Raw genomic sequence first — 22886 nt, forward strand, 5'->3', positions numbered from 1 at the left:
TGTGTGTTATAGGAGAGAACGTCTTACTTTTTTGCTCTTTCACGAAGTGCAGGCATTACATGGCTTGCGAATTTGTCAATAGAGCCAAAGTAATTCTTTCCCCAGAATCTAATTACAAAGTGATTTACACCAGCATCCATGAATCTCTCAAATGTTGGAATGATATCATCAGGAGTTCCAACTGCAGTTGATGAACGTGCAACTTTTTCTGGAATTTTGGTTGCAGCTTCTCTCATTTTTACAATCCAATCTTGATTAGACATCGAATATTCTGTAAAGTATTTTCTAAAGTCAAATCCTTCAATTTCTTTCAATCCATGCACTCTTAAAATTTCAGGCTTGAACAAGCTAACCTTTACTGCCTCTTTCATTCTTGCCCATGACTCTTCTGCATCTTCAGAAAAGTACACATCAATATCTAGGGCATATTGGAAATTATCTTTTTCTTCTTGTGTTCTGTTATTCTCATCCATTGCTTTTCTAATTTGTGCAGCATGATCCTCAAATAATTCAGGAGTATATCCGATTGGCAACCAACCATCTCCAAGTTTACCTGTTAATGCAAGTGTACGTGTTCCACCAGATGCCATGTAAGTTGGAGGTCTAGGTTTTCTAATTGGGGGTGCTTGGAGACATGCACCTTCAAGTTTGTAATATTTTCCGTCATAATTTACAGTATTATCAGGTGTTGATTTGTATAAGGTATGAATAGTTTCAATTTGTTCTTCCCATTTTGAAACTGGTTTCTCAAATGGAATACAAAATTCTTTAAGATTTTGAGCCTCTCCTGCACCAATACCAAGAATTGCTCTACCCTTTGAGACTCTATCTAATGTGATTGCAGCTAATGCAATATTTGATGGATGTCTTCTAATTGCATCAGTTACACAAGTTCCCAATTCAACGTTATTTGTAACTGCAGCAATTGCAGATAACATAACCCAAGGGTCTAAAACAATTGCATTTTTCCATTGTGGGACATTAGTATGGTCCATATAGAAAATTGAATCATATCCTGTTTTGTCAGCTAACATACAGGCAGTTAAAATCTGGTCTTCAGTGTAGCCAGCCCGGGCAACATTTAATCCGTTTTGAATTCCAAATTTTAATTGTTTTTGAGTCACGTACAATTCTCTCAGAGTATTAGCATAAAAAGTTTAATCAAGCTGCCAATTTCGTAGTTTTTCAAGAAAATAGAAAAAAAGTAAAAAAAAATGAATTTTTTACAAATTGCCTGCTTTGATGTCTTCAAGACATTTTACAACATCTTCTTTAGATATTGGTATTGGGTTTGGATCTAAATGTCCTCTATCAGTCATTACAATATCTGCAGCTTCGGAAACATCAGCTTTGAGATCTAATTTGTCAAATCCAAGTTTTTCCATAGCCTCTTTGAATCTATCATAGAAGATGGACTTGTTATGTTTGTGTGCAACAGTAGTACAAGAGGATAATGAATAACCATGAGGTACTCCTTCATTTGAGAAAACATAAGACAATGCATGTCCTAGAGTTGTAGAACAATTTCCAAATCCCATTCCAGATAACATTGAACCATATGGATAGTTTTCTGGTTTGTCATTCATTATTGCATCGTAGAGAATCTCAAATGCTTGTTTGCACAGTGTTCTAGTCAAGTCGTTTCCTAATTTGCTATCATAACCTTCAGTTGCTTGAGCACAAGCATCACAAACAGAATTATTTACAATTTGTTGTGGCGTACCTTTTAAAAAGTATGAATCAACTACAGCCATGTCAGCAAGGAATCTGTCTTCACGTAACAGTTTCTTTTTGCCATCAAATTTCAAAACGCAGTATGTTGTCATTTCAGCTCCTGTTCCAAATGTAGTTGGAATCAAGATCTTTTCTACTCCAAAATCTTGAGCAGAATATTTTACAACATCCAATGAGCTTCCTCCACCTAATCCAATTAAGACAGATGGTTTTTTGTCTTTGAATTCAGCAATCAATGAATTAACATCATCAATTGATGGTTCAGGCTTTACTTTGTCATAAAGCATGTAATCTTGAATGCCCATTTTGTCAAGCCACTTTCCAGATAATTCTGGAGGAGCAGTTGTAACAACTAGAGCATTTTTTGGATACTCAGTTTCACCAAGTGCGTTTTCGCCAAATTTGATAACTTTTGGAATGCGTACTGTGTGCATAGTTCAAAGACATTATTGATTATTATTATATGTTGCAACGAGAAAGTATGAAAAAACTAACTTTCATTTTTAGGAATTGGTTTTTTTGACAACAATTCCATAATTGATTCATTAGTCACAACTCCAATCACCCTACCATTTGGGCTGGGTTCGGTAACTGGGATCAGATCATAAGAATGGGAATTCATTTTCTGAATTACAGAAAACAGATACTCCTGAGGAAGCACTGTATTGAATTTTTTATTCATAATATCCTGAGCAGTATATTTATCATAACTATTTTTGTGAACCTTTGAAAGATCTTTTTTAGAAATTATACCTATAGTATGATCAACATCATTTACCAAACATGGCATCTTGGATAAATCATGTTTTTCCAAAATATCTTTAATTTTTTCATTTTGAAAAACTATAGGATATTGTGTAATCATAGCATCTTCTGCCTTTTTATCAGATACTGCACGTCGGAAGTAAATTGGCAGCATTGCAATCTCAAGATTTCCAACCTTGACTTGAATTACTTTTTTTAATTTACGCTGTAATTCAACGCTGGATATAATCATTGTAATCAAAGTACCTAAAACAAGCAAAGAGAACAGATTCTCATCTACAATATCTACTTCAAGCAAAGACAAGAGCAGGGCAAGGTCTACTGCGCCCTTTGACATTACACCATATGCAACAGTAGTAGCAGGATACATCCGTGCGATACGAACAGCTATCCACGAAGATACAAATTTTACTCCAACAATAATTCCTATAAAGACTGCAATTACCCAGATTGGAATCTCCAAAAAGCCAGTTGTAAAATGTAATCCTATACCTGCAAAGAATATTGGAATAAAGACACCATATCCAATGACATGAATATGTTGAGAAATCTCAGTATAGTCTTCTCTATTCATTCTAGATACTGCAATTCCTAAAAGTAATGCACCAATAGCTCCATGGATTCCACTTAATTCTGCAAAGTATGCAACTAAAAGAATCATACCAACAACTAATCCAAAATAAATTAGTTTTAGTTGCAAATGTTTTCGAATAAATCTGAAAAAGGGCGGAACAATAAATTTTGATACCAACCCAGCTACTACAAAGAAGATGATCATTTTTGCAAATAACCAAAGAAATTCAGAAATTTCTGGATTATCACTCTGATTTACTTGAATTAGAACACTCGTGATAATAATTGCAATAAACTCTACAACAGCTGTTACTGTAAATATCTCCAAACCAATTGTTGAGCGAAGTTTTCCCAAATCAGTGAGAATTTTTGCAGTAACACCAAGACTAGATGCAGCAATTACACTTGCTATTGCAAAAGCATGAATGAAATTCATATCCAAAGTCAGTCCAAAGATTCCTGCAGTGACAAATGGAATTAAAAATGCAACAGCAGAACCTGCAAAAATTCTTCCTCGCATTACCTTGAATAATCCTGAGAGGTCAATTTCTTCAAGTCCAATTAAGAAAAATAGGAAAAACACTCCTATTGAGACAAATAGATCAATTGCCTCTACTGGTTGAACTATTGCAAATAATGCAGGACCTACAATTATTCCTGCCAGAACATTTCCGATAATAGTTGGCTGGTTAATCCTATGCATCAGCTCGCCAAATAATTTAGCTGAAATAATCAAGACCGCAAGATAAAGAATGGATTCAAAAACCAAGGCTAGCAAAAGCTAGTTACGTGTATTATTATATCTTAATTGTTGAGAAGGGGCATGATAATCAAAAACTTTGACGAATTGGCAAATTCGGAGAAAAAGAAAGATTGTCTTGAAATTTTAGAGGCAGGATTGCAAGCTGCAAATCCTGAAAACATTATTCCAAAATTTGTAATGCCAAATAAAATCAAAATCAATAAAGACATAGTTGATCTTGAAAAATTTTCAAACATCTATTCAGTTGCATTTGGAAAAGCAGCAGATTCAATGACTAGAGCACTTAATGCAATAATTCCAATAAAGAGTGGCATAGTTGTAATTCCAAAAGGTTCAAAATCGAAAATAAAAGGTAAGAAATTTCAAATTTTTAATTCAAGACACCCAAAACCAGATAAAACAAGTGTAAAGGCTGCAAAGGAAGTTATAAAATTTCTTGATAACAGACGAAGTGATGAATTAGTTATTTTCCTAGTCTCGGGTGGAGGATCTTCATTGCTGGCAATGCCAAATGAGATAACACTTGATGATAAAATCCACGTTACAAATTTACTCTTAAAATCAGGTGCAACAATACAAGAGTTCAATTGTGTTCGCAAACATCTATCTAAAATTAAAGGAGGAAAGTTAGTTGAAAACATGAAATGTAGTGGAGTAAGTTTAGTAATGTCTGATGTTGAAGGAGATGATCTATCATCAATTGCATCAGGAACTACATACATGGATAAGACCACTTATTCAGATGCGCTAGATATTTTAGAGAAATACAAATTAAAAAGAAAAACACCAATCGAAGTTTTACAAGTATTAGAAAAAGGTAAAACGAATCAGGTTGAAAATATTTCAAAAAAACCAAGAATAAAAAACTACATCATTGCAAATAATATGGATTGTCTTAATGAAATGAAAAAGATTGCAAAAAACAAAGGATATAGTATCAATTCAATCCAAATTTTTGGAGATATCAAAGAAGCTGTAAAGAAGATCCTTGAGAGCATATCAGATGAACAAAAATCATGTCTTATTTTTGGAGGGGAAACTACAGTCAGAGTTTTGGGGAAGGGTATGGGTGGAAGAAATCAAGAATTAGTTTTAAGACTACTAAAGAACACACAAAAATTAAAAAAAATGGTTATTGCATCACTTGGAACAGACGGCATTGATGGGAATTCCGTTTTTGCAGGAGCAATTACAGAGAATATCAAAATAGATTTGGATATTATGAAAGAGTATCTTAAAAATAGCGATTCAGGAAGATTCTTTCAAAAACAAAAAGCCAACATCATTACAGATTTTACACATACAAATCTGATGGATATTGGTGTGATTTTAAGATGAAAAATTTAAAATATATTTAAAAAATGTTCTAAAACTAAACAAATACCCAATCAATAATGAGAGTATTTGAAATATTATAATGTCTTAATAGAAACATGATAAAAAATGAAAAAGGTTTTTGCAATGATGAATCTTGTAAATGTGACTGCCATAAGGGATCAAGTTTTAGGAGAGGAAACAGGAGGAGGCAGTATTGTTAGAAAAACAATTCAAGCCAGAAATTCTCTATAACAAAGTAGTTCACTTCTATATGGATAAGAAAGGTTATTCAAAAGATAAAGCAAATTCTATTGCCCAATTAGTCGTTCAAAAAGAAGCTCAAAGAAGAATTTGTAAAAATGAAAAATGCAAACATTTCTCTCATGATCATATTAGAAATTCTGAAACATGTCTAGTATCGGATTGTGAATGCAATAAATTTACTAAATAAAATCATCAAGAGAATTTTCAACTAGGGGTTGTGCTTTAATTCCAAGCTTCTGTAAATGAAGTGCAAACTCTTCAACAAAACCATGAATAGTGTAAACTTGTTCTGCATCAGATTTTAACACCATCTCAACTAGTTCATTAAAGTCACAATGATCACTCATGGGAAAAGAATAGTCGGTTCTTCTACCAAAAGGAAATCGGGAGGATTGCGCCCAGCCACTAAATCCAATAGTTACAGCGCCATACTTTGATTTCATTTCTTGAATGAATTTGTTTTTTTCAGAAAGCATTGGAGCAACCATAATCCATGGTTTTTTATCCAGTAAACCAGTTTTTTGAGCCTCAGAATGACTGATTCCATCATTTAGCAGAACCCCAAATTTTTGATGAAGGGAATTCATCTCTTTTACTGAATCATGAAGATACAATGGACCCCAATGACCAAAGAGCTGAGTAATGGTTTGTGCTTTTCCTAACTGATAACCCATTAGAATAACAGGAATCCCCTTAGAGTAAAGTTCAGAGATTAATTCATTTACTTGTTTTAGAATTTCATCAAGTTTTGGAAAAACAAATTCTGGAAGACCAAATGTGCATTCTGTGATTAGAATTTTACATTTTGGAATTTGTGCTGCTTGTAAAAAGCCTCTTTTGCGGGTACAAATATCCCCAGTGTAGAAAATATCATCAAAGAGTAAACCTTTAGCTCCAAGTATATGTCCACTATCAATTAATGAAAAATCTTCCAGAGATTCGATATGATTTTGCATTTTAAATCCACGTAAATTGGCTATCTCATTTGTTTCAATTGAGGATAGTATAGTTCCACCATTTTTTGATGGAAGATGATCAGAGTGAGCATGGGAAACAAAGTTTATTCCATTAACATGGCTATTTTTAGGATCCAAAAAAACTCGTTTATCTACGGTTTCACATAAAATTCCATTCCTAGTCATCCTAACTTGTCTTGGCAACGAAATTGAAAATAATTGGATTTGTTATAAATTACAGGTTTAACATTTGCAAACCCCAGATCAAACTATTCTTCAATAAATCAGATTCCAAATCTATATTCCAAGATTAAATAGACAAGATCGTTTTTAGAAAATGTCAATGGAGTTAATTCTCAATGTTTTAGTTGTCGCTCTAGGGCTTGCAATGCTCTATTTTGGAGCAGAGTGGTTAGTCAAAGGCTCAATTAACATTTCAAACAGATTAAAGATTAGCCAACTAGTAATTGGCCTAACAGTCGTTGCTTTTGGCACATCAACACCAGAATTAGCAGTTAGTGTATCATCGGCTCTTCAGGGATTCTCAGATGTGGCATTAGGAAACGTTGTGGGAAGCAATATTGTCAATATAGGGATAATTCTTGGAATATCAGCAATAATTACGCCTATTGCAGTTTCAAAATCCACAATTAGAAAAGAGATTCCAATTATGATTGGATCTGCAATACTGTTAGCTGCAGTGATTTTTGATGGTAAAATTGATTTTTTAGACGGAGTGATTTTGATTGCAGGCATTGTAGGATTTCTAGTATTTAGCTACAAAAGCTCAAAAAAAGAAGCAGACATTGAGACAATAAAATCAACAACGATTCTAACTCAAAAAAGGTTTCTAACAAAATCATTGACACTAGTTGGAATAGGGCTGATATTATTAACAATAGGATCATTTCTAACAGTTGAAAATTCTGTAACCATTGCCAAAAGTTTAGGAGTATCGGAATTAGTCATAGGGTTAACTCTAGTTGCAGTTGGAACCTCTTTACCTGAACTGATCACATCAATAGTTGCTGCAAGAAAAGGTCACTCTGATCTAAGCATAGGAAATATTGTAGGAAGCAACATTTTCAATATTTTTGCAATAGTTGGAATTGCATCAATGATTGCAGGAATTCAAGTTAATGATAAAGTGATTATAGATATCATTGTAATGATTGCTTTTAGTGTTGTATTGATTCCAATCATGCGCTCAGGATTTAAAATAAGTAGAATAGAAGGCATTATGTTAGTTGGAGGGTATTTGGCATATATCACAATCTTACTTTATAGATAAAAAACATATTATAATCTCATAGACTTTAATTGCAGGTAATTTTTACAAAGAGTAGTTGCTAAATCTAGGAATTTTAATCTCAGGTCGCGGGAGCAACATGGAATCAATTTTAAAAACCATAAAACGAAAAAAGATTCCAATAAATCCTGCAATAGTAATTTCAAATAACCCAAATGCAAAGGGTCTCAGAATTGCACAAAAGTTAGGTGTAAAAACTGAGATTATTGAAAGCAAAGGATTCAAAGGAACAAGAGAAGAATATGATGAGAAAATTATTTCTGCATTATCAAAAAATGGAGTAACACCAAAAAATGGGCTTGTTTGCCTTGCAGGATTTATGAGAATTATTAGCCCAAAATTTGTAAAAAAATACAAAAATAGAATCATAAATATTCATCCAGCCTTGTTACCAGCATTCCCAGGACTTGATTCACAAAAACAAGCCTTAGAGTATGGAACAAAATATTCAGGATGCACTGTACATTTTGTGGACTCTGGAATGGACACAGGTCCTATAATAATTCAAGCAGTAGTCAAAGTCAAAGAAAATGATACAGAAGAATCATTATCAAAAAGAATTCTAAAAGAAGAACATAGGATTTATCCGGAGGCAGTTAATCTATTTGCTAGAAAAAAAATTAAAGTTTATGGAAGAAAAACAAAAATTACTTAGGAATCAGGTCCACCAAAAAAATACAAGACCTTGAGTTCTTTTTTGTTTCCATGAAAATAATGTTCAACATTTTTTCCAACAAAAAATGCTTTATCTTTTGATACTTTGTAATCTTTATTATTTATTTTGAGATAACCATCTCCAGAGATGACATAGTATATCTCATCACTGTTATGAGGAGTTTGAGTGTCTTCTTCACCTGGTCGTAAAAGTAAAACTCCTGCGGCTAAAGTGGGTTTATTGATAAATGTATGAAAATACAAGTTACTAGTTTTGATTTTTTTATAATATGAAGTTAAATCAAAATCAAGTTTCAATTTATTCAGCAGCTACTGTGAATGTTTTACGGATAGGATCTGCACTCATAAAAGAATGCCCCATTGGGTGAATTTTTTCATGTTCTGGGCTTTGATGCATTTTGATAAAAGTCTCTTTGCTTTCATGCTCTACAAAAATTCTATAACTGCCATCAGGCGATTTTAGGAATTTTCTAGATACAAATCCAGGAAAACTTGAAAGAATCTTGTTTGATTCAGAAAACCATTTTTTGAAATCTTCCTCAGCTCCTTCTTTGAGTTGAATATCTGCCATCATTACAAACATGATTAATCATGAAAAAATCCCATTAAATTTCTTTTCTAAGATTGCCACAACTGAATTCCAAGAATTAAATATCTACAGATCAAAAATAAGGTATGACAGGAGTTAGAATTGACGGCAAAGTTATTGCCCAGGCAGTCAAAGACAGAGTCAAAAAAGCTGTTGATGAGATGAAATCTCAAGGAATTACACCATGTTTAGCCACGGTTCTAATTGGAGATAATTCTGCTTCTGCAACATATGTGAAAAACAAACACAATGCATGCCAAGAGGTAGGCATTGAAACTAAGGATCACAAACTTGATGCATCAATTTCCCAAAACGAATTAAACGGTATCATTGATAATTTAAATTCAGATAGTTCAGTTCATGGAATTTTAATCCAATTACCATTACCAAAACATCTAGATGAATTTGCAACAATATCAAGAATTTCACCACTAAAAGATGTAGATGGTTTAACACCACACAACGCAGGATTACTTGCAATGAAAAAAGCAATTCTAGTTGCATGCACACCATCAGGAGTAATGGAGATGTTTGATTATCATGGAATTAATTTAGAAGGAAAAAATGTCGTCTTAATTAATAGAAGCAATCTTGTAGGAAAGCCTCTGTATCATTTGCTTTTAGATAAAAATGCAACTGTCATGACATGTCACTCTAAAACAAAGAATCTAAAAGAAATTTGTCAAGCAGCAGATATTATAATTACAGCAGTTGGAGACAGAAACAAGTTTACACTGAGTGCAGATATGATTAAAGAAGGAGCTATTGTAATTGATGTTGCAATCTCAAGACATAATGAAAAACTAGTGGGAGATTCAGATTATGACGAAATTATTCAAAAAGCATCATTTGCAACACCAGTTCCAGGAGGAGTAGGTCCAATGACAGTTGCAATGCTATTAAAAAATACCATAACTGCAGCATCTCTGAGTAGTCAAATTGGAAGATAGTCCCGAAAAGAAATCACTTAGAAATCTTCTTTTAGAAAAAAGAGACAACACATCTTTTGATCTAATGAAGATTGCAAGTGCAAAGATTCAAAAAAAATTAAAAAAAATTTATGCATACAAAAATGCAAATAAAATTGGATTGTACTATCCTATTGGAAGTGAAATGTTAACACAAGATATCATCCAAGAAATAATCAGTGAAGGAAAAGAGGTTTTCTTACCAAAAGTTGTTGGAAAAAATATAGAATTTAGAAAAATATCGGATTTCTCAAGCCTAGAAAAGGGTAGTTTTGATATCATGGAGCCCAAAGATGATTGTCCAGTAGATAACAATCTAGAGGTGATAATTATACCAACAGTTGGAATTTCACCAGACGGTGTGAGATTAGGCTATGGTCATGGATTCTATGATAGGTTTTTAGCTGAAAACAAGACAACTACAATTTCAATTACATTAGAAAAACAAATTGTAAAAAAAATTCCAAGATCAGAACACGATATTCTAATTGATTGGATTGTTACTGAGGATAGAATGATTCAAACTCAAAGATAGGCTATGCCTTTTTGACCAATATCTTTTCGAAAATATTTGTGAGGCCATGATATTTTCCCAACTGAGTCATATGCGTTTTTGATTGCATATTCCAAAGTATCACCTAACGCAGTCACACCCAAAACACGACCTCCATTGGAGAGAATTTTTCCATCAGATTTTTTTGTACCTGCATGAAAAACATAAGAATCATTTGAATTAGAATCAAGACCCATTATTTCTTCACCTTTAGAATATGCTTCAGGATATCCCTCTGATGCTAAAACTACACAAACAGCATATTGATTCTTCCAAGAGATGGGGGGCATTGAGGATAACTTTCCTTCAGAGCTTGCAATAAAATAATCATACAGATCAAAGTCCATTCTCATTGTAATTGGTTGGCATTCCGGATCACCCATACGGACATTATACTCTAAAACAAATGGCTCATTGTCTCGAATCATAATACCTGCATACAAAAATCCTTTAAAGTCAATTCCTTCATTTGTCATTGCTTGAATTGTTTTATCAATAATTCTTTCTTGAATTTTTTTTGATAGTGCATCATCAATTATTGGAGTTGGAGAATATGCACCCATGCCCCCAGTATTAGGCCCTTTGTCATCATCAAAAATTCTTTTATGATCCTGACTTGATGCCATAGGGATTGCAATCTTTCCATCAGAGAGTGCAATGTAAGAGGCTTCAATTCCATCAATCCTCTCCTCAATGATTATTTTATTTCCAGCCTCACCAAATGTCTTTTTTACAAGAATGGTTTGAATTGCAGAAATTGCCTCATCATTGCTATTGCAAACAATGACTCCTTTTCCTGCTGCAAGTCCATCTGCCTTTACTACAACATTGTAATCAAGTGACTCGACATACTCTTGAGCTTTCTTAGGATCATCAAATATTTCAAATCTTGCAGTTGGGATATTGTTTCTTTTCATAAAGTTCTTAGCCCAAATCTTGCTAGACTCTAATTGAGCGGCATTCTTTGTTGGACCAAAAATTTTGAGACCAAGTTGAATGAATTTATCTACAATTCCAGCTGCCAGAGGATCTTCAGGACCTACTACTGTAAAGCAATTGTTTTTTTTAGCAAAGTCAGCCAAACCATCTAAATCATTAACACTGATTGGAACATTATTTTCAGTTCCCCCATTTCCAGGAGCTGTAAAGACAGTTTCAACTTTACTGCTCTGAGATAGTTTCCAAGATAAAGCATGTTCTCGTCCCCCAGAGCCAACAACTAGAACATTTACCATGAAAATTATCTTTATTTCAACAATATAATCCAAATCTTGTAAAACCAATTTAGCTTTATAATGCCACACACATTAGAAAATCCAGATGGAACTTTCTAGTAAATTTGATGCAAAAGCAATAGAATCTCAAGTAAAAGAGTACATCAATTCATTTGATTTGAAAAAACAAATATTTTCATCAGACAAGCCAGAAAAAATTCGATTTATAGAGGGCCCTCCAACTATGAATGGGATTCCTCATGCAGGCCATCTAAGAGGAAGAGTCATCAAAGATTTGTGGTATAGATTCAATACGCTTCAAGGAAAAAAAATTGAGTTCAATGGGGGATGGGACACTCAGGGGCTTCCAGTGGAACTGCAGGTTGAAAAGGAGTTAGGAGTAACAGGGGGCAAGACAGAGGCAATAAAGCAATTCGGTATTGAGAGAATTGTTTCAGAGTGCAAAAAAGTCGTAGAGAAATACAACAAGGTATGGGTTAAAGTTGATGATATGCTTGGCATGTCGTTTAATCACGAAAAAGCTTACTGGACTTTTAGAGATGAGTTTATTGAAAGAGAATGGCAAGTTCTAAAAAAAGCATATGAGAATGGAATTTTAGAAGAAGACTTTACTGTAATTGCTTATTGTCCAAGTTGCCAAACATCACTTAGTCATGCTGAAGTCAATCAAGGATATGAAGAAGTCAAAGACCCATCACTATACTATAAAGTAAAACTAGTTGATGAAGATGCATTTTTGATCGTATGGACGACAATGCCTTTTACACTAGTTACGGATGCAATGGTTGGTTTTCAACCAGAAGAAGATTATGTTTATGTCAGAGTTGAAAATGAAACTTGGGTGATAGGAAAAACAAGACTAGAAGAATTCATGAAAGAAGTAAAGATTGAAGATTATAAAATTGCAAAAACAGTAAAGGGTTCAGTATTTGAAGGAAAAAAATACATTCATCCATTATTGGATTTGATTCCAGAATTAAAAGAATACTCAAAAGCAGAGAACTTCCATGTTGGAGTATCTGAATTATTTGTGGATGCAAGTACAGGAAGTGGATTGGTTCATCTGTCTCCTGCAAACGGTGAAGAAGATATCAAAATTGCAAATAAAAGAAATGTAAAAATTTTTAGCCCAATTGATGATGAGGTAAAATTTACAACTCTTGCAGGCAAGTATCAAGGAATGTTTGTCAGAGATGCAGATAGAGTAATAGTTGAAGATCTAAAAGAGTGCAACGCATTAGTAAAAATTGGAAAAATAAAGCACAAGTATCCTCTATGCTGGAGGTCACACCATCCAATCGTATGGCTTGCAAGAAGAGGATGGTTTTACAAATTAGATAGACTAGAAAACAAAGCAATTGATGCTGCTGAGAGTGTAGAATACTTTTTTGAGCAACCAAAAAACAGATTCCTTGGAATCATTAAAGAGAAGCACCCTTGGTGCATATCTCGAGAGAGAATCTGGGGATGCCCGTTACCTGTTTGGAATTGTCAAGACTGTGGTGAGAAAAATTGGTTCTTTACAAGAAAAGAGATCACAGAATGTGCAGTAAATCTTCCAGATGGTCCAGACTTTGAGTTGCACAGACCATGGATTGACAACATTTCTGTAAAATGCAAAAAATGTGGTAGCTCAAAAACAAACAGAGAAGAATATGTTTTAGATACATGGCACAACAGTGGTTCTGCACCATATTCATCACTTAGCGATGAAGAATATGCAAAAGAGATTCCAGCACCATTCTTTACTGAAGGAATTGATCAAACTAGAGGATGGGCATACACACTGCTAATTGAGAATGTAATTCTTAACAATGCTCCAACTCCTCCTTTCAAGGCATTCTTGTTTCAGGGACATGTACTTGATGAGAAAGGAGGCAAGATGAGTAAAAGCAAAGGAAACGTAATGGAAGGAGAAGAATTACTGCAAAAATATCCAGCAGATTTAGTAAGATTCTACTTTATGTGGAAGGCAAGCCCAATTGAGCCTCTAAGCTTTAGCACTGATGAGCTAATGTCAAGGCCCTATCAGGTGATCAACACCTTGTTTAACTTGCATCTGTATTTTAAGCAAAATAGCCAATATGATAATTTTGATCATACAAAGACTATCCAGTTGGCAAAACAAAACAATTTGCTTACATCTCCAGATATCTGGCTCTTATCAAAGCTACAAAAACTCATTTTAAAAATTACAGAAAAAAATGAGACTTGTAAATTCCATGAAGGTGCAAAAGCTATTGATGATTTTATAATTAACAATCTCAGTCAAATCTACATTCCAATTACTAGAGGAGAGTTGTGGGATGAAGATGATGAAAAGAAGAATAGGAGATTAGCAATCTATGCAGTATTAAGTGAAGTTCTCAAAAAACTAGATATCTTAATTCATCCACTGTGTCCTTTTACAAGTGAGTATCTTTACCAGACAGTCTTTGAAGGAGAACAAAGTATTCTGCTTGATAAATGGCCTCAATACCAAGAATCACTAGTAAATGAAGAGATTGAAGAGGCATTTGACATTATGAAAGACGTGGTTTCAGTATCATCTGCAGCTAGAATGAAAGGAAAGCTAAAGAGAAGGTGGCCACTTAATGAGGCAGTAATTTGTGTAAAAAAAGATCAAAAAAACAAACTCGAATCATTATCTGATTTATTGCAATCACAACTCAATGTAGAAAAATTTAGCATAGTTGAAATACAAAATGATTCAGGGTTAGAACAAATTTTGGAATTAAAAAAATTAAGATTGCCAGTAATTCCTGCAATTCAATTAGAGAGAAAAAAAATTGGGCCAAAAGCAAAACAACACATGGGGAAATTAGTTTCAATATTTTCAGAAACTAACCAAGAAGAAATCATATCATCACTAAAAGAAAAAGGTAGATTTGATTTTGAAATTGACGGTGACGTTATAACACTAGATAATGAAGATTTTATAATTGACTTTGATGCTGCTGAAAACTTTGCAATGTCAAGTAGAGACAACTACATTGTATTTATCTCAACATCTCGAAACAAAGAGATGATGGCAAAAGGATTGATAAAAGATGTCGCAAGAAGATTACAAACTTTAAGAAAAGAGAGAGGATACAACCCTACTGATGTTTTAAGAGTGGCATCAATTTTGGACTTGGATGAAGAATCACTAGATATGATCAAAGAAAAATCAGAAGAGTTAGCATTTCTTGTTAGAGTAAAAGATGTTAACTTTGAGCAATCATGCAAGAAATACAAAGATGACGATATTGATGGTCAAAAAATCAGAATATCTGTAGAATGAATTGAAAATTAATGTAATATTTTTATTAGAATCAAAATTGATAGGATCAAATGTCCGAATCAAAAACTCCAAATGTTGTTGGAATAAACGTTCTAAAACAAAACGGCCTGGATGTTGATGAGCTGGTAAAAGAGTTAATCAAAAATGCTGCAGTTGAATTTACTGCATACTATTACTTTACCAACCTCAGAGCACATTGCACAGGCATGGAAGGAGAAGGACTCAAAGGAATTATCGAAGATGCAAGGCTAGAAGATCTTAGCCATTTTGAATCATGTCTTGAGAGAATCTACCAACTAGGAGGTTCTCTTCCAAATGATGCAACAGAATTTATCAAAATTTCTGGTTGTGAATTCCTACAGCTTCCAGCAAATCCAACAGATCATAAAGCAATTCTAGAGAAATGTCTTAAAGCAGAACAGGGTGCAATAGTCAACTGGAATAAAATATGCCAGATGACCCACGGTAAGGATCCTGCCACGTATGATATTGCTAAAGACATCTTAGCTGAAGAGATCGAACATGAGTCATGGTTCCTAGAGTTAATCTATGGAAGACCATCAGGACACATGAGACGAAAATATTCAGGTGAGAGACCACATACCAGAAAACACTCTAGAGCACTCGATATGGCATAAGTGCCAAATCATTTTCTTTCTTTTAGTAATGATTAGGGTGATTTGAATAACGACACGTTGTGAATATGAGCTGTTTTATCACGGTTATATAGAAAAATGACATTATAATATTGTGGTAAAGCAAATCAGCCTTGATGCTTGGCAGATTCAGCAATTATCAGATCTGTTAGAAAAAGGCTCAAACATTGTTGCAAAGACAAACAAACCAATTGTATTGTACAGACAAACCTTAGAGGAGGAAGATGAATCATATGAAGAAATTGTTTGTACTCTAACAAAGGGATATGTCATTGAGCAAATGGTCACATCAGGAGGAATACTGGTTCCAAGTTTTCATCAACAATTTGTTTTTACAATTCAAGAATATCCTCAAGAGTTATTGAGGAAAAGCAAAGATCGCTTTTTAGAGATGATTGATTTTCTCGAAGAGCAGCTAAAATAACATCATAGTTAATAAAGACCGTAAAATTCACAAATTTTGCATGCGTCTGCTAGAGTTTCAAGCAAAGGAATTATTCAGAGAGTATGGAATCAATCTGCTTGATAGTAAGGCATCAACAGATATTGAGCAGGGTCGCAAGCACGCAAAAGAGTTAGGATATCCATTTGTAATTAAAATCCAAGTTCCAGTTGGAGGAAGAGGAAAGGCAGGAGGAATTCAGGTTTGCAAAAATGATGATGAATTTGAATTAAAGTATCCCCAAATCATGGACTTGACAATCAAAGGAGAAAAGGCAAGAGCCATACTTCTTGAAAAGATGGCAGATATCAAAAAAGAATTGTACCTATCATTATTTTTGAATCGCTCAAAGAGATGCTACACAATAATTGCATCAGCTGAAGGAGGAGTTGAAATTGAATCAGTCAAAAACCAAATCATCAAAGAAGTAGGATTGGGAAATGTCTCTGATGAAATGGCAAAGGAAGTTGCAAAAGAGATGGGCCTTGTAGGAAAAACTGCAGACCAATTTGTAGACACATTAAAAAAATTATCAAAATTAACAATTGAAAAAGAAGCAGAGCTTGCAGAGATCAATCCACTAGCTATAATGCAAGATGATTCAATCATGGCCCTTGATGGTAAATTTGTAACAGATGATAACAGTAATTTCAGACATGATGAGCTGCAAAAGTACCAAGAAAAGACAGAGATAGAAGAGAGAGCAGAGAAGAGTGGCTTTTCACTTGTTGAGCTTGATGGAGATATTGCAGTAGTAGGTAATGGTGCAGGACTTGTAATGTCTACGCTTGACATGTTATCAGATAATGGTGGAAAAGCAGCATGCTTTCTTGATGTTGGTGGTGGTGCAACAACAGAGTCAGTCTATGAAGCATTAACATTGATTAGTAAAATCAAAAGAGTCAAAGGAATTCTTGTAAATCTCTATGGAGGAATTGTAAAGACCACAGTAGTAGCTGAAGCATTTCTTAAAGCATATGAAGATAATTTAATTGACTTGCCAGTATTCTCAAGACTAAAGGGAACAGAATCAGAAAAAGCAAAAGAGATGCTTCAAGGTTCTAGAACAAAAATTTATGATTCAGTTGAAGAGGCAATTAATGCTGCAGTAATGGGAGTAAAAAAATGACTGATATTTTTGAATTGCTCAAAGGAAAACCTGAAGATTCAGATTATAAAAAGAAAGGAGTCATTGTACAAGGAATCACAGGATCGTATGGATCATTACATGCACAAAACATGATAGCATATGGAACAAATGTAGTTGCAGGTGTTACTCCTGGAAAAGGCGGACAGACATGGAATGACAGTGTACCAATTTACAATACAATGAAAGAAGCAGTAGAGGCAACTGGTGCAAAAATATCCATAGTCTTTGTTCCAGCAAAATTCTTCTTATCTGCAGGAAAAGAAGCATTAGAGGCAGGAATAAAACTACTAGTTGCAATTCCAGAACATGTTCCAATTAGAGACACTATGGAGTTATTAGACATTGCAAACAAAAAGGGTGCTGTGATAATTGGGCCAAATACTCCTGGAATTATGATTCCAGAATTGATAAAAATTGGTATCATGCCAGCAATGCCATTTAAAGCAGGAAACATTGCAGTACTATCAAAGAGTGGTACTTTACTATATGAAATTTCAGATGCACTAACTAATTCAGGATTTGGTCAATGCATAACCATAGGAATTGGAGGTGATCCGATTAATGGAACTAGACTAATTGATGCATTTGACATGGTAAAAGATGTTCCAGATTTAGAAGGATTGGTGATTGTGGGAGAGATTGGTGGAGACTCTGAAGAGATGTTAGCTCAGAAAATTATTGATTCAGGATTTAAGAAACCAACTGTGGCATACATTGCAGGACGTGCAGCACCTAAAGAGAAGAGGATGGGACATGCAGGTGCAATCGTAATGGGAACATATGGTTCTGCAGAATCCAAGGTTTCAATGTTTAACAAAGCAAACATTCCAGTGGCAAAAAGACCCGCTCAAGTTCCTGTATTATTAGCAGGAAAGATGGAAAAATCCGCTTAGAATAAAAGGGAGAGAAATGGGTGAAAATTAAATGCCAATCACAGATCCAGAAAAGAAACGAATTGCACAACAAGCACGTCTAGTAATGAGAATTTGCTTTAACTGTGGTTGTAGAAATGATATTGGGGCTAAAAGATGCAGAAAATGCAGAAATCCATACTTGAGATTAAAGAACAGAAATCTCGGCGTTAAGAAATAGAACTAGTAATTTAACAATCTTTGCCTATAAGATACAATAGCAGTTCTTAGTTCAGTTTTGTATCGAGATACAAATGACTTTGCAGCATCAGAATTATCCAACTCTTCTAAAGATATCTGAATATCATCAGGAAGTTGATCATTCATCTGGTATAGCACTTTGGCAGCTTCAACATACTGTCCTAAATTCTCTGCATACTCTAAAGCTAATTGCATTCTATCAATTAAGGCATCAAATTCTTGTAAGGACATATCAATTATTTCTAAAATCAGTAGAAAAGCTCAGGGTAATATCAGTATCACAGAATAGCAAAGACAAAAAAACTCGTCATTTTGTAGAAACGTTGGACCGGTCGTCTAGTTTGGTTTGGATGACGCACTCACACTGCGTAAGGGAATAATCCCCGCAAAGGTCGTGGGTTCAAATCCCATCCGGTCCATCCCTCTAGTGTCTCTTTTTTAAGTTCCAAAACAATACAGAGTAAGAAATTGAAGATAACAAAAGAAGAGTTCCAGAGGATTGGCAAGGAAAGACTAGATGCAATTAACAATGCAATATATTCCACTGAAACATTAGAAATTCCAAATAACCTTTTGCATACCTTTCCAATAGATGGGTCATCAACATATTACAAGGGTTGGGCAGGTGCATTGGGAACCATACAGGGCACAAAATTTCCTATTCCAATCCATTACCATTCAGCAGTATCTGATTCTGGAACTGGACATATCACAATACAACTTACAAAATTGAAAAACGCAGATGGATATAGTGGACATACAAGATCACAGGTGGATGAATCAAATAACCAGATATTGAAATCACAAATCACAATATTTGATGTAGACAATCTAAGTTTAAACGAATTAGAGACAATTGTACGACATGAATTAGGTCATGCATTTGGTCTTGCATATTCGGATAACCCTGATGACTTGATGTATCCTACCATAAAGACCAATTTTCCTTATGTTAACCCATGCAACATCAAAGCAATTTCTGAATTGTATGATGGTAATGAGAAAAGAACTGTGACTTGTGAAAACTAAAGTACGGTACTGCCTAAAACCCTACCCGACGAATTTTGACATCTATAATATCTGACGATAAGTTGACAGAACCCAAATTAGCAATACATAAAAAAAGGTGGTACCGTAATGCTACTTTTCATGATTTTCCCTAAACTCTTCTCTTTGTCTGTCCAGTTCGTCTGCAACCTCGTCCCCAAAGTCAAACTCCACAGTATTGAACAATGCAAATTCGATTGATGCCTTGACAAAGTCATTGATTGACTCGCCTATCAGGTTGCATCTTTGCCTAAGCTCCTCATGCAAGTCATTTGGTATACGGGCAGAAACGGTTCGAGACATCTGTTTACGGTTGTTTACTGTTGGTTTTTTTAAAGACCGTCAGAGTTGCGGAACGTAGAGGGTTTGAATCCGACCGGACAAGGCCTTTAACTTGTCTCTAAAAAAGTCCCAGTTTATGCCTGAAAATTGACCAAGTCAAAATTTTGTGAATGATAATGGGAGATCGGGAAACGATGAGTTGTGATAACTAGTAATTTCTGGAATATTAGCATAGGATCAGATTTAATTAATATCATATATTCATCAATTCGATGACTAAAACAATACTACTTTTGACAATCTCATTGACATTCATTGCAGGAATGCAAGTTTCTAATGCATTTGCAGATCAAGTTGATCAGAGTTTTAGAGGTCCATTTAGTAACGAATTGTTGGCTAGTAATTATGATCTTTCCCAATCATTTCGTACATCTGTTGACAATCTAAGTGCAGTGGATTTGTATCTTAATGACAGATATGGTAATGACAGAATTGAATTTGTTACAATTACCGCTACAATTACTGATGAACCTGGAAGAATTGTAATTGGTCAAGCCTCCACTACTGTTGATGTTCCAACTGTAATTGGTACCAATGACCCAATTATTCCGACTCATGTAGAATTTAATCCTCCACTGGAGATATTAAGCGGATCCTCTTATTCAATACACGTTTCTGTAACAGGTGAGTTAAACGGACCAACAATCTCATGGAGAGGTTCTAGTGATGATCTATATCCTGACGGTTCTGCAAATAGAGGTACATTCAGAACAATTCAAGATTTTGGATTTGCAACATATTATGCTCAACCAGAAACTCCTGAAGAGCAAACAGAAGCTATAGTAGATGAAGTACTAGAATTGCTTGAATCAGGTGATATCAGTACAGGGAATGCAAATTCATTGACCAGTACATTGGAGAATGCAATTGACAAGATTTCAGAAGACAGTACAACTGCCGCAGAAGGAATGCTTGGTTCTTTCATTAACAAAATCGAAGCAATGATCAGTACTGGAAAAATCAGTTCTGAAGATGGTCAAGCATTAATTGATGCAGCACAAGCAGTAATAGACAATCTCTAACCCTTTTTTCTTATTTTTTAATCCTGTTGGAAGATTTTATCAACTACAACAGCATTGAAAATCAATTATGATATCGAATCCCTACAGTCCAAGATACTAACTTGTCTTGAAAGAAGTCCTCAATTAGTGAGCCAAACTGGCTCAAAATAATTCTCGTCACTCGACCGAACCAGTAGAGCAAGTTGGGTCAAAAAGTCCCAGATTATGCCTGAAATTCAGAAAACTAAAATCAAACAAATTCCTAGTCACGATGGAACTCAAAAAAGAACCATCACAGTATCACTACCCATCCGGTCCACCACAATATCTTATCAAATCGTAAAAGATTTGAATTTTATTTCAAATAAAATTATTTTTTCAGCCCAAAATTCAATAATTTCTCATGAATAAATTCAATATCATTTTTATCATATCCATTTTCCTTCATCCAGTTATCAAGATCTGTTAGTAATAAAGACGAATCAACATATTCTGAAATTATTTTTTCAAGTTCTGCTCTTTTATCAAACAATTTTCCTCCAAAGCCCACTGGCTTCTTATCAGTAACAAAGAATGTTATTGAAGCTATTTTGTCATTTTTGTAGAATGTTGTTACTGTATAATCTCCCTCTTGCCAATTTCGGTTTAGTTTGGCAGGAATGAAATAGTATCCTTTGTCCATAGTAGTTGTTCTGAGTTTTTCAGTCGTGGCATCAGGCCTCATTATAACTACAATTATTGGTTGTCCTTTCTTTTTGTCCTTAATATGTCCTGAAATTTTAAAAGTAAGATCTTTGTTTGGAATAATCACAGTATCAGTGTTTTCAATCATTATCGAACCTGAAGATGTTTCTGATGCAACATGCAAAACAGGTTTGTGTAAATCAGTAGAAACAGGGATAGATTCTTGTTTTTCAGAAAGTACTGTAACCATCCCAGTTGCCCATGGATGCAATCTACAAAAATAAGAAAACACCCCAGTTTTTTCAAATTTTTTCTGTAAAGTTTCTCCAGGCATTATGTGCAAATCAAATTCATTTGTAGGATTTCCAGGAGTACCACTCTCAACATCATGCATAAATGAATCATTATTTATCCATGATATGACACCACCCTTGAGAATTTTTGCATTATATGGTGTAAAACAAGCGTCGCGTGCATGACATGTGGGATTCGAGGTGTCATGAGATAAATCCACATCCACACTAAGAGAAATTCTTTGTTTTGGTACATAATCAGATTTAGACACCTTAAAGGAATCATGAAGAGTCTTGATACTTGGGTCTCTCATCTCATTCCAAGATTCTAAAAAGATGTCAGATGTTTCCATTTCCTTTTCAAACACAAGATCAAAGACTACCCATAGGAATCCATCTTCTAGTGAAAAATAAGCACTAGCAGTGTCTAACAATCCATTTTGATCAATAACAGACAAAGGTTTCCCCTTGTTCCAATTCAATTCAATTTTTGCAGAAGATTTGTCGCGACTTTGATTGTCAGTATATAGAGACAGATGCTCTATCTTTGTGCTTGCAAATTGATCTTCTAAACGAATTTGTATCTGAATAGGTTTACCTACTTTTCCAAAAAATGTGGGAAATGTACTAGACTTCTCAAGATAAACATATTGGCCTCTTTTTTCATAATTACTAAAACCTCCAAAAGTTTCTTGATCTATTTTATCACTTTTCATACTATAAGGAACAAATTGTTTGAATAGACCATTACTGTCAATATCCACATCAAGAAGAATCTTGGAGTATTCATCTGAAATGTTATTCGTGTCTATCTGATAAAACCCAGCACCCATTATTTTTGGCGGAGGTCGTTCATAATTACCAGTAGAAGAAAAACCAGTGGGCATTGCATCGATTTGAGCAAAAGGACCATCACCTACCATATTAACGGCAAAAACGCGAAACAAGTAGCGATGATTGTTTTCTAGTCCTGAAATCATAGTTTCAGTCACCACAGAAATACCATCATCGTATGTATTCCATGTTTGCCCATTATCTGAGCTTAGTTCAACAACATAATCAAAAATGGGTTCACCACCATCACTCTGGGGAGCATCCCAGTTCAATACCACAATAGAATCCCCCGCAGTGGAAATCAGATTTAATGGAATTGTGGGAACAGTAGGTGAAGGCAG

At 34.5% G+C, this 22886-nt stretch carries 25 protein-coding genes and 1 tRNA gene; 16 read left to right on the plus strand and 10 right to left on the minus strand.

Going from position 1 to position 22886, the window contains the following annotated elements; all coding sequences use genetic code 11:
- Positions 1-23: 23 nt before the first annotated feature.
- From K5790_RS04525 to K5790_RS04535, 3 genes are all read right to left on the minus strand, one after another.
- Positions 24-1130: an LLM class flavin-dependent oxidoreductase gene (locus K5790_RS04525; protein WP_297592769.1), complete on the minus strand. Its 1107-nt coding sequence runs from the start codon at positions 1128-1130 to the stop codon at positions 24-26.
- Positions 1131-1223: 93 nt separating this feature from the next.
- On the minus strand, positions 1224-2168 hold the full coding sequence (locus K5790_RS04530; protein WP_297592771.1) for an iron-containing alcohol dehydrogenase: 945 nt from the start codon (positions 2166-2168) through the stop codon (positions 1224-1226).
- A gap of 56 nt (positions 2169-2224) precedes the next feature.
- Positions 2225-3850 carry a cation:proton antiporter gene (locus K5790_RS04535; protein WP_367182842.1) on the minus strand — a complete coding sequence of 542 codons (1626 nt, stop codon included), beginning with the start codon at positions 3848-3850 and terminating at the stop codon, positions 2225-2227.
- Between the two features lie 45 nt (positions 3851-3895).
- Here K5790_RS04535 and K5790_RS04540 point away from each other — a divergent pair, with 45 nt between their 5' ends.
- The 3 genes from K5790_RS04540 (at position 3896) to K5790_RS04550 (ending at position 5603) form a co-directional block, all read left to right on the plus strand.
- Positions 3896-5173 carry a DUF4147 domain-containing protein gene (locus K5790_RS04540; RefSeq protein WP_297592775.1) on the plus strand — a complete coding sequence of 426 codons (1278 nt, stop codon included), beginning with the start codon at positions 3896-3898 and terminating at the stop codon, positions 5171-5173.
- A gap of 105 nt (positions 5174-5278) precedes the next feature.
- Positions 5279-5404: a hypothetical protein gene (locus K5790_RS04545; RefSeq protein WP_297592777.1), complete on the plus strand. Its 126-nt coding sequence runs from the start codon at positions 5279-5281 to the stop codon at positions 5402-5404.
- Positions 5367-5603 carry a hypothetical protein gene (locus tag K5790_RS04550; RefSeq protein WP_297592779.1) on the plus strand — a complete coding sequence of 79 codons (237 nt, stop codon included), beginning with the start codon at positions 5367-5369 and terminating at the stop codon, positions 5601-5603. Before K5790_RS04545 ends, K5790_RS04550 begins: the two co-directional genes overlap by 38 nt.
- On the opposite strand, the gene K5790_RS04555 is transcribed toward K5790_RS04550, so the two are convergent.
- Entirely contained in the window at positions 5596-6558 is a 963-nt protein-coding gene (locus tag K5790_RS04555; protein WP_297592991.1) for an exonuclease, read from the minus strand. The two genes, K5790_RS04550 and K5790_RS04555, sit on opposite strands and share 8 nt — an antisense overlap.
- A gap of 157 nt (positions 6559-6715) precedes the next feature.
- Here K5790_RS04555 and K5790_RS04560 point away from each other — a divergent pair, with 157 nt between their 5' ends.
- Positions 6716-7663 (plus strand): calcium/sodium antiporter, encoded by a 948-nt coding sequence (locus K5790_RS04560; protein ID WP_297592781.1) that lies wholly within the window; start codon positions 6716-6718, stop codon positions 7661-7663.
- Between the two features lie 55 nt (positions 7664-7718).
- Positions 7719-8336: a phosphoribosylglycinamide formyltransferase gene (purN, locus tag K5790_RS04565; RefSeq protein WP_297592782.1), complete on the plus strand. Its 618-nt coding sequence runs from the start codon at positions 7719-7721 to the stop codon at positions 8334-8336.
- Here the strand turns inward: purN and K5790_RS04570 are convergent.
- Positions 8333-8653 carry a cupin domain-containing protein gene (locus K5790_RS04570; RefSeq protein ID WP_297592784.1) on the minus strand — a complete coding sequence of 107 codons (321 nt, stop codon included), beginning with the start codon at positions 8651-8653 and terminating at the stop codon, positions 8333-8335. The genes purN and K5790_RS04570 overlap by 4 nt on opposite strands.
- Position 8654: 1 nt before the next feature.
- Positions 8655-8927 (minus strand): antibiotic biosynthesis monooxygenase, encoded by a 273-nt coding sequence (locus K5790_RS04575; protein WP_297592786.1) that lies wholly within the window; start codon positions 8925-8927, stop codon positions 8655-8657.
- A 104-nt stretch (positions 8928-9031) separates the two neighbouring features.
- Between K5790_RS04575 and K5790_RS04580 the strand changes: the two genes are divergently transcribed.
- Complete coding sequence (locus K5790_RS04580; protein WP_297592788.1) at positions 9032-9895, plus strand: bifunctional 5,10-methylenetetrahydrofolate dehydrogenase/5,10-methenyltetrahydrofolate cyclohydrolase; 864 nt, start codon at positions 9032-9034, stop codon at positions 9893-9895.
- The gene (locus tag K5790_RS04585) at positions 9885-10448 is read left to right on the plus strand and encodes a 5-formyltetrahydrofolate cyclo-ligase (RefSeq protein ID WP_297592790.1); all 564 of its coding nucleotides are present in this window, start codon (positions 9885-9887) and stop codon (positions 10446-10448) included. The genes K5790_RS04580 and K5790_RS04585 overlap by 11 nt, the downstream gene beginning before the upstream one ends.
- On the opposite strand, the gene purD is transcribed toward K5790_RS04585, so the two are convergent.
- Positions 10439-11701: a phosphoribosylamine--glycine ligase gene (purD, locus tag K5790_RS04590; RefSeq protein ID WP_297592791.1), complete on the minus strand. Its 1263-nt coding sequence runs from the start codon at positions 11699-11701 to the stop codon at positions 10439-10441. The two genes, K5790_RS04585 and purD, sit on opposite strands and share 10 nt — an antisense overlap.
- An 85-nt stretch (positions 11702-11786) precedes the next feature.
- On the opposite strand from purD, the gene ileS reads away from it, so the two are divergent.
- The 6 genes from ileS to K5790_RS04620 all read left to right on the plus strand — a co-directional run bounded on the left by ileS (position 11787) and on the right by K5790_RS04620 (position 18324).
- Positions 11787-14984 carry an isoleucine--tRNA ligase gene (gene ileS, locus K5790_RS04595; RefSeq protein WP_297592792.1) on the plus strand — a complete coding sequence of 1066 codons (3198 nt, stop codon included), beginning with the start codon at positions 11787-11789 and terminating at the stop codon, positions 14982-14984.
- Between the two features lie 50 nt (positions 14985-15034).
- Entirely contained in the window at positions 15035-15622 is a 588-nt protein-coding gene (dps, locus tag K5790_RS04600) for a DNA protection during starvation protein (protein WP_297592793.1), read from the plus strand.
- A gap of 112 nt (positions 15623-15734) precedes the next feature.
- Positions 15735-16064, plus strand: a complete 330-nt coding sequence (locus tag K5790_RS04605) for a hypothetical protein (RefSeq protein WP_297592794.1) — start codon at positions 15735-15737, stop codon at positions 16062-16064.
- 40 nt (positions 16065-16104) lie between these two features.
- Complete coding sequence (locus tag K5790_RS04610; protein WP_297592795.1) at positions 16105-17211, plus strand: succinate--CoA ligase subunit beta; 1107 nt, start codon at positions 16105-16107, stop codon at positions 17209-17211.
- Positions 17208-18125, plus strand: coding sequence for a CoA-binding protein (locus K5790_RS04615; protein ID WP_297592796.1), 918 nt, complete (start codon positions 17208-17210; stop codon positions 18123-18125). The genes K5790_RS04610 and K5790_RS04615 overlap by 4 nt, the downstream gene beginning before the upstream one ends.
- Positions 18126-18156: 31 nt before the next feature.
- Positions 18157-18324 carry a 50S ribosomal protein L40e gene (locus K5790_RS04620; RefSeq protein ID WP_297592797.1) on the plus strand — a complete coding sequence of 56 codons (168 nt, stop codon included), beginning with the start codon at positions 18157-18159 and terminating at the stop codon, positions 18322-18324.
- A gap of 2 nt (positions 18325-18326) precedes the next feature.
- On the opposite strand, the gene K5790_RS04625 is transcribed toward K5790_RS04620, so the two are convergent.
- The gene (locus tag K5790_RS04625; RefSeq protein ID WP_297592798.1) at positions 18327-18575 is read right to left on the minus strand and encodes a hypothetical protein; all 249 of its coding nucleotides are present in this window, start codon (positions 18573-18575) and stop codon (positions 18327-18329) included.
- Between the two features lie 94 nt (positions 18576-18669).
- Between K5790_RS04625 and K5790_RS04630 the strand changes: the two genes are divergently transcribed.
- Positions 18670-18763 (plus strand) — tRNA-Val (locus tag K5790_RS04630).
- 49 nt (positions 18764-18812) lie between these two features.
- Positions 18813-19373, plus strand: coding sequence for a matrixin family metalloprotease (locus tag K5790_RS04635; RefSeq protein WP_297592799.1), 561 nt, complete (start codon positions 18813-18815; stop codon positions 19371-19373).
- A 111-nt stretch (positions 19374-19484) separates the two neighbouring features.
- Here the strand turns inward: K5790_RS04635 and K5790_RS04640 are convergent, their stop codons facing one another.
- Positions 19485-19694 carry a YlcI/YnfO family protein gene (locus K5790_RS04640; protein WP_297592800.1) on the minus strand — a complete coding sequence of 70 codons (210 nt, stop codon included), beginning with the start codon at positions 19692-19694 and terminating at the stop codon, positions 19485-19487.
- A gap of 251 nt (positions 19695-19945) precedes the next feature.
- Between K5790_RS04640 and K5790_RS04645 the strand changes: the two genes are divergently transcribed.
- Complete coding sequence (locus tag K5790_RS04645; protein WP_297592801.1) at positions 19946-20755, plus strand: hypothetical protein; 810 nt, start codon at positions 19946-19948, stop codon at positions 20753-20755.
- 349 nt (positions 20756-21104) lie between these two features.
- On the opposite strand, the gene K5790_RS04650 is transcribed toward K5790_RS04645, so the two are convergent.
- A complete protein-coding gene (locus tag K5790_RS04650) occupies positions 21105-22823 on the minus strand; it encodes a fibronectin type III domain-containing protein (protein WP_297592802.1) in 1719 nt (572 codons plus the stop codon).
- Positions 22824-22886 lie beyond the last annotated feature (63 nt).

Source organism: Nitrosopumilus sp. (genome assembly GCF_025698945.1).
Taxonomy (GTDB): Archaea; Thermoproteota; Nitrososphaeria; order Nitrososphaerales; family Nitrosopumilaceae; genus Nitrosopumilus.